Raw genomic sequence first — 16,982 nt, forward strand, 5'->3', positions numbered from 1 at the left:
ATTTATCAAATCGCTCCAGAAACGTAGGTAAGTAGAAGCACAAAAAACAGAAAGCCCCACCAAAGGCGGGGCTTTACAGTATAAGCTAGACTCGAAAATTAAGCTTCGATGCTAATAAACTTACGGTTATTAGGACCTTTAACTTCGAATTTTACTTTACCGTCGGTCAGAGCAAACAGAGTGTGGTCGCGACCAATACCCACGTTTACACCAGCGTGGAATTTAGTACCACGTTGACGAACGATAATGTTACCAGCTAGAACTGATTCACCGCCAAAGCGCTTAACACCTAGACGTTTACTTTCTGAATCACGGCCGTTACGAGTAGAACCGCCAGCTTTTTTATGTGCCATGAGTTAGACTCCTATTATGCGTTGATAGCAGTAATTTTAACTTCGGTGAACCACTGACGGTGGCCCAACTTCTTGTCGTGGTGCTTACGACGACGGAACTTAACAATAGTTACTTTCTCGCCACGACCATGACTTACTACTTCAGCAACGACTTTACCGCCAGCCACTAAAGGAGCACCAACGTGCACTTTTTCACCGTCAGCGATCAGTAAAACTTGATCGAATTCAACAGTTGAACCAGTAGCAACTTCTAATTTTTCTAAACGAACTGTGTGGCCAGGGGCTACACGGTGTTGTTTACCACCACTTTGAAAAACAGCGTACATAGCTATTTTACTCCGATATTCCTAACATGCTGGCCCACATTCTTGGGGGCAGGATGCTACAAAAACTTTATTGACAATGGGCGCGGAGTTTACGCGAAGAATCCTTATCTGGCAAGCCCTAATTAGGAAAGAATAAAAAAAGGCCGGAATAACTCGCACATTAGTAGTGTGAGTACTGTCATATGTCAGAATTTTAGGTAAAATTCATTCTATATAACACGTGAGCCTAAAATACAGGCCGGGTACGTAATGGCCCCACAACCAGAGTCTATTATGGATTTAAACGCTATTCGTCAACTGGCTGACACTGATATGCAAGCAGTCAATCAGCTGATCTATAAACAGCTGGAGTCAGATGTCGCCCTGATCAACCAGCTAGGTTTCTACATTATCAATGGTGGTGGTAAACGTCTTCGTCCTTTACTGTCCGTCCTCGCCGCTCGCGCCGTCGACTATCAAGGTGAAGCCCACCTTAAGCTTGCCGCGATTATTGAATTTATTCATACCGCTTCATTACTGCACGATGATGTGGTCGATGAATCGACCCTCAGACGCGGCCGCGAAACCGCCAACGCGCTGTTTGGTAATAGCGCCAGTGTATTAGTGGGTGACTTCCTTTATACCCGTTCATTCCAAATGATGACTGAACTCGACAACATGCGAGTATTACGGGTACTAGCCGATACCACCAACGTATTAGCTGAGGGCGAAGTATTACAGCTAATGAACTGTAATGACCCAGATACTACCGAAGAAAGCTATATGCGGGTGATTTACTGTAAGACTGCAAAGCTATTCGAAGCCGCAACCTTACTTGCCGCTGTATTAGCGGGCGCCACACCTGAACAAGAAACGGCGTTGGGCGATTATGGTAAGTATTTAGGCACAGCCTTCCAATTGACCGACGATTTGCTCGACTACACCGCCGACAGTGAAGAGTTAGGTAAAAACATCGGTGATGACCTCGCCGAAGGCAAGCCGACCTTACCGCTGATCTATGCCATTGCCCATGGCACAGAAGAAGAGCAGCAACTCATTCGTCAAGCGATTGAGCAAGGTGATGGCACCCATGCTATTGAGAAGATAGTTGCCGCTCTGCATCATTGCGGCGCGCTCACTTATACCCAGCAAAAGGCCATTGAGGAATCCAATAAGGCGATTGCAGCATTGGCGGTATTACCCGATAGTGATTTCAAAACCGCATTAATTTCGCTGGCAAAAATCTCCGTTGACCGCAACCACTAATTGGCAGCGATAAACCAATAAAAAGGCCTTGCTTAGCAAGGCCTTTTTATTTTTAACGTTCTTTACAACATGGAACTTAAACCTGCCATTGAATCGGCACTTCGCCCCGAGCCATCAGTAGTTGATTCACTTTTGAAAAATGCCCACAACCAAAAAAACCACGATACGCCGATAAAGGTGATGGATGTGGTCCCGATAGAATTTGGTGTTGTGGCGCGTTAATCACTGCACCTTTTTTGATGGCATGGCTCCCCCACAGCACGAAGATAATTGGACGTTGCTGCGCATTAAGCAGCTTTAACGCTTCCGTCGTAAAAATTTCCCAGCCCGCATTGGCATGGGAGTGCGCTTGCCCCTGTTCTACCGTGAGGACAGTATTAAGCATCAAAATCCCCTGTTCAGCCCAGGCCGTTAAATCTCCATGGTTGGGAATATGGAATCCCGGAATATCGTTAACCAATTCTTTATACATATTGGCAAGCGAAGGCGGCGGTTTAACCCCTCGTTTCACTGAGAAACATAAACCATGGGCTTGATTGGGGCCATGGTAGGGATCTTGACCAATTAACACTACACGCACTTGCTCGAGCGGCGTTGTTTTGAATGCATTAAACACATCCTCTTTCGGAGGATAAATCACTTTGCCCGCTTCTCGCTGTTGATTCACAAATGCGATCAGCTGTTGATAGTAAGGCTGCGTACGTTGATGGTCGATAAATGCTTGCCAAGTCGCCAAAATCAGTTTCTCTTACTTAAGTTACAATGCTGTTAGCTTAAAAGTGATAAGCAACCATGACAAGCTCACTGTGCGATTAATTCGCCAGAACTGCTGATAGTTCAAGTTAAAATGCCACCAATTAAGTGCTATAGTGTCGGCACTTATCCCCTATTCATTCAGATAAATGATCCGCGACCGCTTACAAGGCTCAAGTCCACAATCCGCAGGCTTTACCTTAATTGAACTCGTTGTAGTGATTATTGTGCTTGGAATTTTAGCCGTTGTGGCTTTGCCCAAGTTTATCAATGTGCAGCAAGATGCGCAGATAGCTACAGTCAAAGCCGCAGGCGCAGGATTTAAATCCGGTTTAAATTTAGCGCGTTCAGTTTGGGCAGTGAAAGTGGGTTCAGGCCCCAAGGAAGATTTGCCCGTATTTGGCACTGCACAATCTGAACAAGTGGACTTTAATGCTAACGGTTGGCCTGCCCAGCACTATATTTACGGCAATGAGGCATCACCTTCATTAGATAATGTGGAAGACTGTGTCTCTGTATGGGAAGTGTTATTCCAAAATGCGCAGCCGAGCGTCTCAAGACTCAATATTGATGCCACCGAAACAGACTATAAAGCCAGTTATCTCAACCCTAATCAATGCCGATATTTTTATCGGGCTAACGATAAATTATCCATTTATTACGATTCAAGAACGGGAACCGTCACAACAGACTTAGATCCCAATAGTTAAGAGTTAGCGATTCTTTCCCATAGAAATTAGGATAGAATCGCCCACCAATAAATTATTTTGAGTAAGCGCTATGACAGACACGAGCAACACCACTATTTTTGAACTTGCCGATCAATTTATTGCCTTAGCCAATCAGCTAAGCCAGCAAGAAGGTGATGTAGGCAAAGTAGGTACCGCCCTGCGTTTTGCGGCGGCCCGTTTTAATGCTTTTGAAGCGGCGATTAAATCAGCCGATTTAGGTGCAGAAAAAGACAATGCACTCGACTGGTTTAGCGCAGAATACCGTGAAATGCTGAGTGATAATTTAGACGACCATATCGCCAACCCACCCGTTATGCAGGAAGAACCCGCAGAGATAGATGATTCTGTCCAAATCTTTAAGAACTGATAATCTGCTAAGGGTGAAGTGGCACACTATTTTTTGTGCCACCAAAGCTGCAGAGGTCTTCTTATCTTATAGATCACTTTAGGTGAATACATCAGCGCTACACCACAAGACATTTAGGGCTAAATTCAAACAGGATACTGCTGAATTAGTCCCTAATAGAAACCCTAAGCCAGTATCAATTTTAGTTTCTATTTACTGTCTCGTTGAGTGAATGCAACGAAAGCCAGTATGGCTTGATATTTAGCGAGCACTAGGGCGTGTGCAACTCAACCTAATGAATATCGATCCCAAACCGCTTTTGACCATACGCAGGCATTGGGTCGTTTTATCATCTCAAAATGAAAAAGCGATAAGCCCTATGGGTTTATCGCTTTTTATTGTCTTGCTTTGACCGCAGTGACGCTAATCCGGCAATGGATTATTTAACGATTTCCATCTCAGCCAAGAGATTGTCGGCACCATCCAAATATTTCATTACCCACAACATATAACGGCTATCGACATGAATAGAGCGGTTAATTTCATTATCAAATGCCCAACCACCGATAATGCTTTCATATACACCATCGAACAGCAGACCCACTAATTCGGCACGGCCGTTTAAGGTAGGAGAACCTGAGTTACCACCGGTGGTATCTAAGGTCGACAGGAAGTTTACAGGCACAGAATCGATGGATTTCATATAGAAATCACCGTATTGCTTCTGTTTAATAAGCTCTAACTGCTTTTTCGGTGCATCGAATGGATCAATACCCGTGTCCTTTTGCACTATGCCTTCGAGGCGAGTGAATGGCACAGCCACTAAACCATCTTTTGGCGAATAACCTTTTACATGGCCAACCGTAACACGCAGGCTAGAGTTCGCATCGGCGTAAACGGGCTTACCCTGCTCAAGGTTATAGGCAATGATGGCATCCATATATTGCGGACGTATTTTCATCATCTCGCCGTCTAATTCTTTTTCTTTCTTCTCTTCGCTCATATTGGTGTCATACATGGCCACCGCAAATTGAATAAAAGGATCCTTAGAGGCTTTAAAATCGTCGACGGATTTTTCCATCCAAGCTAAACGCACATCTTTATTACCGAGTTCGGTTTTGGCGTACATTTTATCTAAGGTTTTAGCAAGCTTAGCTTCGTTAACCTTGTTATCGATACCAAAGGCTTTATCCATCGCAGGTAAACGCTGCGCTTCAGGTAACGCGGCATAACGTTTTAGCATATCTAAGAGTACGGCCTTATCGACACTCGCGGCATAACGGCGATCAATACGTTCCATGCTTGCCTTAAAGCGAGTCATATCACGGTCTTGGAAGCCTGGTTCACGCTGCATATCAGGCAGTTGCTTTTCATGGGCTAAACGGTACAGATTCGTCGCCGTTGGTAACATAGTGGTGCTACTGATGTAGCTTAAAATCATATCCCGTTCTTGGTGCGCTTTGCTCTTAGCAATCAAGGCATCTAATTCGGCTAAGGTTTTACCGTATTTAGCCTCACGGCTGCTGTCTTTAGCGATCCACTCAGCCAGTTTAGCTTCAAGGGCTTTACGGTCGGCCAACATAGTCGATTTGCCGTAGAACTCGATCATCGAAGTGAAGTTTTTAGCATAGTTTGCTAAGCCCGCAATTTGGCTCTCATACTTAATCCGCTCGTCACTGCCCTCTGGCGCAGTTGCTTTAATGATTTCAATAAAGCGCTCACGCAGCATTTTGCCTTCGGGATAAGCCCACTCAAACTCATTTTGAACTTCAGTCGCGGTGCGATAACGATTTGTGCGGCCGGGGTAACCCGCTACCATCACAAAGTCACCTTCACTCACGCCTTTAGCAGAGACTTTTAAGAAGCTCTTTGGCTCGTAGGGCACGTTGTCAGCGCTAAACTCTGCGGGTTTACCATTTTTAGACACATAGGCGCGGTAGAAAGAATAGTCGCCCGTATGACGTGGCCACATCCAGTTATCGATATCGCCACCGTATTTACCAACGCTGCCCGCAGGATTGTAGACTAAACGCACGTCGCGGATTTCTAGCTGTTTAACCAGATAGTATTCCAAGCCACCGTGGAAGCTATACACCTGGCAACGATAGCCTTCGTCTTTTTCACACTCGGCAACGAGAGCTTTCTCTTGGTTTTCAATCCCTTGATAAAACTCACGGCCCGTTTTGTTTTCTAGCCCAGCTTTAACGCGCTCAGTAACATTAGTCACATCTTCAGTCACATATACCCGTGAGCCTGGGGCTGCGGGTAATTCATCGGCAAAGGTTTTAGCTAAAAAACCGTCCTGAAGGAGATTTTTCTCAGGAGTGGAATTGTATTGAATCGAACCATAGGCACAGTGATGGTTAGTCACCACTAAGCCTTTGGGTGATACAAAAGATGCCGTACAGCCACCAAGGCTTATCACGGCATTCATCGGGAATTCGGTAAGTTTAGAGATTGATTTAGCATCAATTTCTAAGCCTTTCGCTTTGAGTTCATCGGCCATTGCGGGCAATTGATGGGGCTGCCACATACCTTCGTCAGCATGGGAAGCAAAACTCGCCGCCACAGCAACTGAGAGTAACCATTTTTTCATTGTCTTAAGTCCGTTTTGATAAAGAAAGCCGTGCGCTTGCGAGGCTATTTCTACGTATGATGTGAATCACTTACCCGACAGCCAGAAAGTAAAAAGTCAGGCACAGAGCCTGACTTTAGCATATCGTACGCACTTTATAACAGACTCAGAAAAATTCGCTTACAAAGCAAATACATTAACTAAGCACTACAAGTTTAAATGCACTCAATTGCCGCAGTTTAAAGTGCGACAAATAGCTGAGCACCAATAATGATTGCTCCCAACAGACCAGCAAGTCCAAGGGCAAATGTTCCGCCTGACACTTGGTATCCTTGGGGCACGGCTTGACGTTGACGTAGCGCCATCACAATCGGCAGAAAAATAATCATCACCACCAACGGCACCGCAGCAAAGCCTAATACGGCAACAAAGCCTTCGGGCACATAGAGCGCGCATAACAATGGCGGCACAAAGGTTAATAACCAAGTTTGCGTCCGCCCAAAGAAGGTTTTCTTAGCGCGGGTGAGTTCTGCCACAAAATCATACAAACTTAAGGTCACCCCGAGGAAAGAGGTAATTAAAGCTAAATCCGCGAATAGCGAAATACATTTACTGATCCAAGGCGTGTGTGCAATCTCTTGTAACGCACTGATAAGCGCAGGCAAAGAACCATTAAAGCCACTGATTTCATTGCCCCCCACAGTGCCTAAGGTCACCAACAACCAAAAGATATAACAGGCAAGCGGAATCGTTGAACCTATTAACAATACCTTACGCAGCGAGGCGGCATCACCGTCTAAATAACGCACTAAGGTTGCAATACACACGTGAAAACCAAAGGAGGTAAATACCACAGGGATCGCAGCCATCCAACTGCTGGTCAAGGATTGCGCTATCGCATTGGTTGCCATACTGGAAATACTGACTTCAGGTAATAAAAACAGCACGACAACAATCAGCAATAAAATCATCAATGAAAACAAAAAGCGCGACACTTTATCGACCCAAGCCACGCCTAATGCCGCAAACCCGCCCAGTACTAAGGTGAATAACACCACCGCAAGTTGGTTATCTAACACGATATCAAACATATTTTGCGCTTTGAGCACTAATAGCGATGAGCCTCCTGTTAGATACGCCGCCGTTAAGGCAAAGAGTAAGCTAAGGAACGATGCGCCTTGCACCATTTGGCCTTTCTTACCGAGTAATTTGCCAGTAATCGCATGGACATTATCGCCCACACCAGAACGAAGGTTAATCTCAAGCATTAACAATGAGGTATAGGCTGACAGCCCCCAAATAACCACCATCAATAAAATAGCGGGGATCATACCTAACGCAGCCGTGGCTAAGGGTAAGGCTAACATTCCCGCGCCAATGGCGGTTCCCGCGACGATGGCTATCGAGCCTAACATTTTTGAATTCACACAATTATCCTGTTCAAGTATTAATTATTTTTTTAAGGTTTTTGAGTAGATTTGAAGGATAAAGCCTTGCGCACTCTGTGATTAAGCCAACAGCAATCTCAAACGAAAAGCGTCACTAAACTTAAAGCATCCAATCCGATCTCAATAGAGCAGATCAATTGGCCCCAATAGCTTTTGAATATTTCAACCCAGTAGCCATTGAGGCTAACTAAATCGTTTGCAGAAAAGTGACATTAATTTCAACCGTGATTGCCTTAGCAAAACAGCGACAACGCGCGTAATAGAAGATAGCTAGGGACATTAACAGAGCCAATCCCAGTGGGCAAGCCAGTTGTGAACAAAGATAGAAGGCGCGCCTAATGGTAACAACTCAATAGCGCAGTGATAAACGAAAACATACAAACCAACAAAATCGCTACCTTTGTGAAAATACGCCAAATGCGCGATTAAAATCATCGTAAGGTTAATTTGGCCTTTGCAACATCACAAACGCGCTGATAATGGACTTAAACACCTTCCATATGCTTAAGTCCATTCCGTTGAATTTAACAATCACTCAAAATGTTAAATTACAGCTCAGTCCAAGCCATGGTCCAAGAGCTACCTACGCCTGGTTCAAAACCCGTTGCAGTTGGTGACCATTGCACACAATAGCCACTGTAGGGCCAAGGTTTACATTGATAGACTTTACCAGTTTTAGGTTGTAGCACTTTAGTGCCCGCAGCATAGCTTTTTATCCCCTCAGGGAAGATAAAGTCAGCATCCGGTGCAGTGGCTTGATCTTTTAGGAAAAGATCAAAGTTTTGCTGGATAACTTCACCTTGTTTAGGCTCGGCTTTCACTTGTAAATGATAATGTCCTGCCTTAGGGGCAACGACATCCAACACAAAACTCGCGCTGGTATTGTTTACCGCCTGCGTCACATAACCTGCTGCGGTGCCATCGTGGCTAAATAAATAGGCCGAAACCTGCATATCCGCATTGGTGCTCACATCAAAACTGACCTGTGCCGCACCATCAACAATGGTGTAATCATCGGCCAAGGAGGTGACATTAAGCTGATTTCCCGGTGCTGGCGCAATATCAAAGCTCACTTCCACTCGCTCTAAGCCCGACTTAGGCGCGGCAAAAATCTCATTTTTGCCATATACAGGTGAAATCACACCAGCCGCATTCTTCTGCCCAGCTTTAAGTTGTGGCTGCTGAGCATTAATCGCGCTAGCTAAAAGGAATGGCCAATTTTGCTTAGCACCTTGGGTGGCATCGGCAATAGTAATTTGGGTTTGCTTAGCACTTTGTTCACCATTAGCATCAAACACCCGTGTCATTACCTTATCACCCGCCTTAAGATCGAGTGACGGATTAATATCACCAATATCGGTCCACTCGCCCGGCACCACAGCGCCTGAGCTCAAGTTTACATCGATGGCATTGTAGAAGCTGTTGGTGGTGTCACCCACTTCCCACACGGCCAAGATAACGTGATAACCCGTTCTATCTTCAGGCACATAACAATTATGAGTCACTAGCTTTGGCGGTTGCACCATGCCACCGTCGATCACACAGAAGGGGGCTAAGTCAAAGCTTGCGCGGCTCAGAGCTTGATTTTGATCCCAGCCTTGACGAGTTAAATAGTAACGCCAATTGCGGGTAACGTGGTTAGCAGTAAACTGCCAAGAAAAGTCATTCCAACCCGCTTTGATATCGCGCTTAGACCAACGACTTGGGCTCTGTTCATCCAAAGGAGAAAATGCCCCATTTGCCGCACTAGCAATTTTACCGTCAGCAGGGCCAGACTCAGGGAATCCAGAAGGACCTTCAACACTTTGCGGCTCCCACTGAATGGCGCCACAGTTGACGTTGCTGCCCGTTTTACAGGCGTAGGAGCGAGACTCTGGTGATATAACATAACCATGAGCCGATGCCGTTTGGCTCAGCAACGAACTTCCGGCAGTCAAGGCTAATGCAACTAGGCTTAACTGAGTAAGCTTAGGAATTGCAAATTTAGGGACAGTTGATTGAGAAAAAGCAGTCAGATGTTCCACTTTAATGTACTCCGTAGGGGCCATTCAATAAAAGATTGGCATTGGTATAAAAGTGGTATTTAGGCAAAACAGCATTAAGCAAAGCCGTTTATTTTTTAAAGAATTCAATATATTCGCTGAATTCTACAGCAACCCCGCTATCTTAGTTAACATCCTTTTACAACCTTAGACCGGAGGCTTTGCGTCCTAATTTTTCAATTAGTTTGCCCAATACGGTGGATCTCAATTGATTAAGTTAACAGGATGTAACTCAAAGACTGAGATGCGGCTAAACTAACAACAAAAGACAACGTTGTCAAAAATTAAATTATTACAATTCAATGAATTACAGAATGTGAATCGGTATTTTTTTGGCACCTGCCAGATTTTATGCTTTTAATCTTGATAAGTTTAACCTTGAAACGGATCGCGACTTGGGTATAATGCCCACCTCGCTTCGGGGGAGTAGCTAACTGGATTTTGAGTCATCAATATCTAGGGTGAGCATCAACATACTTGGCCACATGCCATGGTGTTCACAGCAAATCATCGATTTGTCTTGCAAGACCTGAGCACAATAACCGCACCTAGGGGTGGACGGTCTATTGTGCTTATGTCAAAAACCACCCCTAAAAGGATCACACTTGGAAGCGTTACTCGCCTCAACCTTTACGGTTGCTATCGCCGAGATTGGCGATAAAACTCAACTGCTTGCCCTCTTACTCGCTGCAAGATTTAAAAATAAAACCGCGATCATTATGGGGATTTTACTCTCAACCCTGTTTAACCATTTTGCCGCCGCATGGCTTGGACAATGGGCCATTAACTGGGTGAGTCCTGATGTAGCGCGTTACTTGGTTGCCGCCTCCTTCTTCGCGATTGCCCTTTGGGTGTTAATCCCCGATAAAGTGGACGCTGAAGAAAGCCGTTTCTATAAAATGGGTCCCTTTGTCGCAACCTTTATTCTGTTCTTTATTGCCGAAATGGGCGATAAAACCCAGATCGCGACTGTCGTGTTAGCCGCGAAATACGATGCCTTAGCCATGGTGGTTGCAGGTACCACTTTGGGTATGTTGCTGGCGAACGTACCAGTGGTGATTGCGGGGCATTTTAGTGCCGAAAAATTACCGATGAAGTGGATCCACAGGGGCTGCGCGATTTTGTTTGCCCTACTTGGGGTCGCAACCTTAATCTATTAATTCAACTAATCAATTGAATTTTAAATAATTAAAAGGCCTGTGATATCACAGGCCTTTGCTATGGGTTAGTAGATTAACTTATAGCCCTAATGCGGTTTGGATCCGTTGACCGTAATCAGCATCAGCTTTTTGGAAATGTGCCAGCATACGTTGCTGTACATCTAAACTCGCTTGACGCAGTGAGCCTGAAATGGTTTCCACTAAGCGGGCTTTTTCATCTTCGCTGAAGATGCGGTACAAATTACCGGCTTGGGTGTAATCATCCTGATTGTATCGGCTGTAACGCGCCGCTTCGCCATCTAAACGCAGTGGTGGCTCAGCAAAGTTTGCTGGTTCTACCAAGGCGCCCGCAGTGCTATTAGGGCCATAGTTTGCTGAAGCATCGCCACCTGTTTGACTGCCATGGTAAGGACATTGAGTTCCCGCCATTGCGCCAGCACGTTGATGATGATTGGCTTTAGCCGCATGTGGGCAGTTTACCGGTAACTGGTTGTAGTTCGCCCCAATACGGTAACGCTGGGCATCAGCATAGGCGAACAAACGTGCCTGTAACATTTTATCTGGTGATGCGCCTACACCAGGCACTAAGTTACTCGGTGCTAAGGCTACTTGCTCGACTTCCGCAAAGTAGTTTTGCGGTAAACGGTTTAGCTCTAACACACCGATTTCAATTAATGGGTAATCACCATGTGGCCAAACCTTAGTTAAATCAAATGGGTTGATATGGTAAGTGTTGGCATCAGGTTCAGGCATAATCTGCACATTCACTGTCCAACGCGGGAAATTGCCATCGGTGATCGCCACCACCATATCGCGTTGCGATGAATCAGGGTCAATCCCTTTTAACTTATCAGCCTGTTCGTTGGTTAAGTTCACTACGCCTTGCTGCGATTTAAAGTGAAACTTCACCCAGAAACGCTCGCCTTTAGCATTCCAGAACGAGAAAGTATGCGAGCCATAGCCGTGCATTTGGCGATAGTTTGCCGGAATACCACGGTCTGACATCAAAATCGTCACCTGATGCATGGCTTCAGGGTTTAATGACCAGAAGTCCCACATCGCTTGTGGATCTTTAAGGTTAGTCAATGGGTTGCGCTTTTGAGTATGGATAAAATCCGGGAACTTAATGCCATCACGCAGGAAGAAAGTCGGCGTGTTGTTACCCACAATGTCGTGATTACCACGAGCGGTATAGAAGCGCAGACCAAAACCACGTGGGTCACGCTCGGCATCGGCAGAGCCCATTTCACCACCAACGGTTGAGAAACGCACGAAGGTTTCAGTTTGCTTACCCACACCATTGAAATGGTCAGCAATGGTGTAATCACTCAAGTCTTTGGTCAGAGTGAAAGTCCCGTATACACCAGTCCCTTTAGCATGTACCACACGCTCAGGAATACGCTCACGGTTAAAATGAGCAAGCTTTTCAATTAAATGCCAATCTTGTAGGAGTAACGGACCACGCTCACCCGCTGACAACGAGTTTTGATCGTCTGCAATAGGGGAACCGCTCTGGCTGGTTAAATACTGTTGACTCATATCTTGCTCCTTAGTCTTTTTTAGTGTGAATCCAAGATTCAATTAAATCGAAAATAGTAGCCATGGCTTATCTCCTTGGCAGGCGACGTGTTGTCGATGGAGCTAGAATAGAGAAAAGATGAAATCTAATAAAACGATTAATACAGATTTAAATAATCTATTTTAAAGATTAAGACTAAGAAATACTCACTGTCATCACTTAAGTGCAGACAGTATTATTGTTTAATATCTGGAGAGTAAAACCCATTAAAGGGTATCCCCGACTGATGGAAGATATGAGTTTTTACACTGAGGACTAAAATTAAAGGTATGAAAAATAAGCAGATTGGTTAGGACTTGCATCGAAACCAACCTCCAAACTTACTTTTGGCTTAGCTGCTCACGGTAGATAACAACAAGATAATAAGCATCGATGAGTACAATAAAAAAGTTAACCGCTGCAACAGGATAAGCCTGTATCGCCATCCCATAAGCAACAAACAGTGCCGCCCCAAGCAAATTCAACCAACGTAACTTCTTGATGTTTGACATCATCAAAGAGATAGCTACTACCACAGACGCCAAATAACCAACCCATTCCCAAATCATTGCACTATCCATATTAAAACCTTATTTATCGATTTATACATTGAAACAGGTTGGTTAATCTGCATTAGCGTTTAACTACCGCTGCTGTCATCCGTGAGATACAGGTCAACTCCCCTGCACTATTATGGATTAAGATTTCCCATACCGAGCTGCGTTTCCCCAGATGAATGGGTTTTGCCGTTGCGGTTAGCACGCCATTACGTGAAGCACGTAAATGGTTGGCGTTAATCTCTTGTCCAACACAATAATATTGCTCGAAATCCACCGCAAAGTTTGCCGCATAACTGGCAACCGTTTCCGCTAAGGCAACGTTCGCGCCCCCATGGACAATGCCTAAGGGATTATGTACGGCGGGCGTGGCAGGCATAGTCGCCTTCATATAGTCATCGCCAATCTCGCTGATCTCAATCCCTAGGGTCTGCATCAAGGTGCCTTTGCCCCCCATACCAGCATCTAAACGGGCACAATCCTCTAAGCTTACCGGTCTAAACCAAATACTCATTTCAACATCCTAGTAAAGAAAACCAGCTAGCAGTTTACTAAGAAGTGACTGAAGTTCAACACATAAGGTATCGCTTAACCAGTTCTGTACGGCAAGGAAACGCTACGACTAAGTTAACCAATGTTTTGTGACAGCCAAACGGCTAAACCAAACTAAGAAAATCCCCCAAAGGATCACTACACTTGGCATCACAAGAGCATCAGTGCCCAATACCGCTGCCGCCTGCTGAATCCCAAATACATAACCCATCTGCACCAATACCGCGACCAGTGACGCGAGCAACACTTTATAAAAGAAGGCTTTTTTAATGAGTAACAACAGGCAACCGATAACGCCAGAAACCACCGCAAAACCAAACACAAAGTCGAGCCAAGCGGGTGTAGATTCATAGAGCTTAATCTGATCAGGACTCATCTGCGTCATCGCTTCAGGTGTCATGGTCATTTGGATAACAAAGGCCAATAATCCCATGATGTTCCAAAGCAAACTAACGACTGCGATAACGTAAAACCACAATGGCGCCTTAGTAACACCAATGGAATGCAGGGGTGCACTCACAACCATCTTTTTCTCCGTTGGGCTCAAGACTCATTCCCATGAAATACGATGAAAACACGATAAAACCAGCTCAATAAAAAGGGATGGTAAAACCATCCCTTAGCTCTGAGTTTAGCTCACAAAATAAGTTGTGAGCGTATTAACACGTATTTAACGGCGACGGCGTTGTAATCCAAATAGTGATAACAAGGCTAAGCCTAAGTAACCTAGCGCACCACCATCATCCTTAGGCTTTGGCTCAGGTTTTGGTGGCTCAACAGGCGCTGGATAGCTTAATGCAACTATCACAGGATCATGGTCTGAAGCAGAAAACGCATTTTCAGATTTTACGAGATTACCTGAGAATTTTTTGCCGTATTCGAACAGGGTAGACTCCACAGAGTTGATATGCCAATCTTCAATATCCACTAAACGCTTGGCGAGACTTGTGTTTGCCAAGGCATGGTCTAGGTTGCCTAACTCACCATTGTAGCTGTATGAGTAAGTGCCAGTACCGTGAGCTTTAGTATTGAGATTGATAAGACCATAACCTTTCTCAATCTTGCTGCCTTGGCGTTCAAACACTTTGCCATTTAAGGTTGTCCAAGAGGCGGTCATGATTGCACGATCAGACTTGCTCGCATCGTAGTCGGTCAATACACGGATAGGATCTTCCATACCGTAGGCATTCATATCACCGATAACCAGTAAATCGCCTTTTACGTCTTTCAACGCTTCACCGATCACTTTAGCTGCTGACACGCGGAAAGCATTACACTTACCCTGTTGATCCGCAGGATCAACAGACTCTTCGAAGTTAACCCAATCCTCCAAACAGCCTGAGCCTTTTGATTTAAGATGGTTAACAACAACGGTTAGATTTTCATTATGGATCTTAAAGGTTTGCGCTAAGCTGTGGCGTTGGTAAGCATCGTTACCTGGGTTAGTCTCAGTCTTACCCTCTTTCATACGAGTCACACTGCCTGCACTCGCATGTTGCTCTGGGGTATCAATAGTACGAGCAGCACCTGCAAGGCTTACTTTACCCGCACGGTATAGCATACCAACGGTAATCGCATCGCTACCGAAGTACTTACCGTCGTATTTATCTTCATCGGCAATTTCAATATAGCTGTAAGCATTTTCAGCAGTTTGCTTCTCGTTTAAGGCATCGACTAAGTTCTTAATCGCGCTCTTTTCGCCAAAACCGTTGTTAGCAATTTCCATCAAGCCAACGATATCGGCATTCATGGCAGTAATGGCACTAACGATTTTCGCTCGTTGTAACAGCATTTCTTCTTCGGTCAATGCGCCGCGGTTGCCACCCGATGGGTTAGTATCACCACCCACAACATCATTGAAGAAGTTCAGTACGTTAAAGCTGGCCACACGGATATCACCTTTAGTCGCCACACTTGGTGCATCTGTTCTATCATCGCCGCGGATAAAATCGCCAGCAGTAATAGTGTTCGTAGCCACTAAACGGTAAGCCCCGTAGCTATAACCAATCACCCCTTGCAGATTGGTCAATTGATCACCGACGCGGATATAACCTGTTTCAGCATTAAAGTCAGGGAAGTAAGGAATTACACCATCAGCAGGTTTGTAATCGGATTCGATAAACAGCTGATTTTCTAGGTTAGATTTAACTAATGCCGTTGCCTCTGGAGAAAGCGCTGGGTATAACTGGGTTGGCTTCATCAAGGGTTCTTTGTAAGACACCAACATGTTATTACGCTTGCCCGCATAGTCGAAGCTAAAGGTGCGGCTGATCTTCAGATCACTGCCCGCATCTAATAGCACGTTCATGCCTTCATAACGCTCTAAAGCCTGCGCTAATGTTTCTCCCTCGGCAACATAGAAAGGCGCTGCGACAGGAACTTCCCCCTTCGCGCCCACTTCAAATTTTTTATCGGTTTTAATATCAATTTGGGTTAGACCGAAGTATTCCTTGACCTTACCCTGAACACAGATTTCAACCCCAGGTTGTATCGCTGCTGGCGGTGTTTCACCTAAAAAGACAAATACACCATCGGAAGTATATGGCGAGTTATCACCCTTCACTTCTTGCAAATAAAAACCTTTGAACAAACTCTCGCCACGGGCAGTCACCACCCCGCGAACCGTCACTTCACTTTCAGACTCAAATGCACCTTGAGGAACATAAGGGCTAGATTCGCCAGCACCTTGTACTTGATAAATAGGAACAATTTTCGCGCCACTGCAACTAAATACAGGTGTTTCTGGTGCGGTTGGCGTATTCAGAGAACCAAGACCAGTGAAAGTATCTTTAGGTAATTGTTCCCACTGGGCAGCATTAAAGACGGTATTTGCGACTAATGAGTCTAGTTTACGCTTAAGGGTAACATCGAGTCCCCAACCGACTGGCGTTGGCACATCACCAATAATATCAACCACGGCGCCATCTTTAACCAAAGCGACAGCATCACCACCGTTAAAGCTTAAGCTACCAGAAAAACTATCGACGCCTTGTGGCAGGGTAATAACACCGCTTGAATTGAGAATCACTTTAGTGGCTTTAGGCGCAATGCTCTGGCCATCTAATACTTGCATATCTGACGCATCTGTTGCGCCATCTTTATAACGAACGAGCTTATAACCTGTGAGATCAATTGCCGCATCACCGCTGTTATACAATTCGATAGCTTTGTTATTAGAGCTACCTTCAACATACTCAGTGATTATGACATCAGCACTTGCCATCATAGGCAACGCCGCGGCTACAGCTAAAGAAATAGCCGTCAACTTATTAACATTTTCCATATCAACAACCCCATTATTATAATATTGCCGCTAATTTTTATTAACGTGCGGGC

15 protein-coding genes and 1 riboswitch are annotated in these 16,982 nt (G+C 45.1%); of the genes, 4 read left to right on the forward strand and 11 right to left on the reverse strand.

Features of this window, described 5'->3' with window-relative positions:
* Window positions 1-98 precede the first annotated feature (98 nt).
* Entirely contained in the window at window positions 99-353 is a 255-nt protein-coding gene (gene rpmA / locus HG547_RS19440) for a 50S ribosomal protein L27 (RefSeq protein ID WP_007650346.1), read from the reverse strand.
* Window positions 354-367: 14 nt separating this feature from the next.
* Window positions 368-679: a 50S ribosomal protein L21 gene (gene rplU, locus HG547_RS19445; RefSeq protein ID WP_011073451.1), complete on the reverse strand. Its 312-nt coding sequence runs from the start codon at window positions 677-679 to the stop codon at window positions 368-370.
* A 273-nt stretch (window positions 680-952) separates the two neighbouring features.
* Here rplU and ispB point away from each other — a divergent pair, with 273 nt between their 5' ends.
* Complete coding sequence (gene ispB, locus HG547_RS19450) at window positions 953-1,924, forward strand: octaprenyl diphosphate synthase (RefSeq protein WP_169548776.1); 972 nt, start codon at window positions 953-955, stop codon at window positions 1,922-1,924.
* Window positions 1,925-2,000: 76 nt separating this feature from the next.
* On the opposite strand, the gene ung is transcribed toward ispB, so the two are convergent.
* Window positions 2,001-2,666, reverse strand: coding sequence for a uracil-DNA glycosylase (ung, locus tag HG547_RS19455; RefSeq protein WP_088586790.1), 666 nt, complete (start codon window positions 2,664-2,666; stop codon window positions 2,001-2,003).
* A gap of 160 nt (window positions 2,667-2,826) precedes the next feature.
* On the opposite strand from ung, the gene HG547_RS19460 reads away from it, so the two are divergent.
* Window positions 2,827-3,387, forward strand: coding sequence for a prepilin-type N-terminal cleavage/methylation domain-containing protein (locus HG547_RS19460; RefSeq protein ID WP_037421445.1), 561 nt, complete (start codon window positions 2,827-2,829; stop codon window positions 3,385-3,387).
* 70 nt (window positions 3,388-3,457) lie between these two features.
* Complete coding sequence (locus HG547_RS19465) at window positions 3,458-3,775, forward strand: DUF3144 domain-containing protein (protein ID WP_037421448.1); 318 nt, start codon at window positions 3,458-3,460, stop codon at window positions 3,773-3,775.
* A 418-nt stretch (window positions 3,776-4,193) separates the two neighbouring features.
* On the opposite strand, the gene HG547_RS19470 is transcribed toward HG547_RS19465, so the two are convergent.
* The 3 genes from HG547_RS19470 to gbpA all read right to left on the reverse strand — a co-directional run bounded on the left by HG547_RS19470 (window position 4,194) and on the right by gbpA (window position 9,801).
* Window positions 4,194-6,350, reverse strand: coding sequence for a S46 family peptidase (locus HG547_RS19470; protein ID WP_169548764.1), 2,157 nt, complete (start codon window positions 6,348-6,350; stop codon window positions 4,194-4,196).
* Between the two features lie 218 nt (window positions 6,351-6,568).
* Complete coding sequence (locus tag HG547_RS19475) at window positions 6,569-7,744, reverse strand: aromatic amino acid transport family protein (protein ID WP_169548777.1); 1,176 nt, start codon at window positions 7,742-7,744, stop codon at window positions 6,569-6,571.
* Between the two features lie 581 nt (window positions 7,745-8,325).
* A complete protein-coding gene (gene gbpA / locus HG547_RS19480) occupies window positions 8,326-9,801 on the reverse strand; it encodes an N-acetylglucosamine-binding protein GbpA (protein ID WP_069454373.1) in 1,476 nt (491 codons plus the stop codon).
* 124 nt (window positions 9,802-9,925) lie between these two features.
* A riboswitch (cyclic di-GMP riboswitch) is annotated at window positions 9,926-10,019 on the reverse strand.
* Between the two features lie 405 nt (window positions 10,020-10,424).
* Between gbpA and HG547_RS19485 the strand changes: the two genes are divergently transcribed.
* Window positions 10,425-10,979 carry a TMEM165/GDT1 family protein gene (locus HG547_RS19485; RefSeq protein WP_037414866.1) on the forward strand — a complete coding sequence of 185 codons (555 nt, stop codon included), beginning with the start codon at window positions 10,425-10,427 and terminating at the stop codon, window positions 10,977-10,979.
* A 78-nt stretch (window positions 10,980-11,057) separates the two neighbouring features.
* On the opposite strand, the gene katB is transcribed toward HG547_RS19485, so the two are convergent.
* The 5 genes from katB to exeM form a co-directional block, all read right to left on the reverse strand.
* Window positions 11,058-12,518 carry a catalase KatB gene (gene katB, locus HG547_RS19490; RefSeq protein ID WP_169548765.1) on the reverse strand — a complete coding sequence of 487 codons (1,461 nt, stop codon included), beginning with the start codon at window positions 12,516-12,518 and terminating at the stop codon, window positions 11,058-11,060.
* A gap of 360 nt (window positions 12,519-12,878) precedes the next feature.
* Window positions 12,879-13,118, reverse strand: coding sequence for a YgjV family protein (locus HG547_RS19495; protein WP_037414872.1), 240 nt, complete (start codon window positions 13,116-13,118; stop codon window positions 12,879-12,881).
* 52 nt (window positions 13,119-13,170) lie between these two features.
* Window positions 13,171-13,608 carry a PaaI family thioesterase gene (locus HG547_RS19500; RefSeq protein ID WP_037414875.1) on the reverse strand — a complete coding sequence of 146 codons (438 nt, stop codon included), beginning with the start codon at window positions 13,606-13,608 and terminating at the stop codon, window positions 13,171-13,173.
* A gap of 108 nt (window positions 13,609-13,716) precedes the next feature.
* A complete protein-coding gene (locus HG547_RS19505; RefSeq protein ID WP_169548766.1) occupies window positions 13,717-14,172 on the reverse strand; it encodes a hypothetical protein in 456 nt (151 codons plus the stop codon).
* Window positions 14,173-14,316: 144 nt separating this feature from the next.
* The gene (gene exeM / locus HG547_RS19510; RefSeq protein ID WP_169548767.1) at window positions 14,317-16,929 is read right to left on the reverse strand and encodes an extracellular exonuclease ExeM; all 2,613 of its coding nucleotides are present in this window, start codon (window positions 16,927-16,929) and stop codon (window positions 14,317-14,319) included.
* Window positions 16,930-16,982 lie beyond the last annotated feature (53 nt).

It is taken from the genome of Shewanella sp. DNRA4, from assembly GCF_012843185.1.
GTDB lineage: Bacteria > Pseudomonadota > Gammaproteobacteria > Enterobacterales > Shewanellaceae > Shewanella > Shewanella xiamenensis.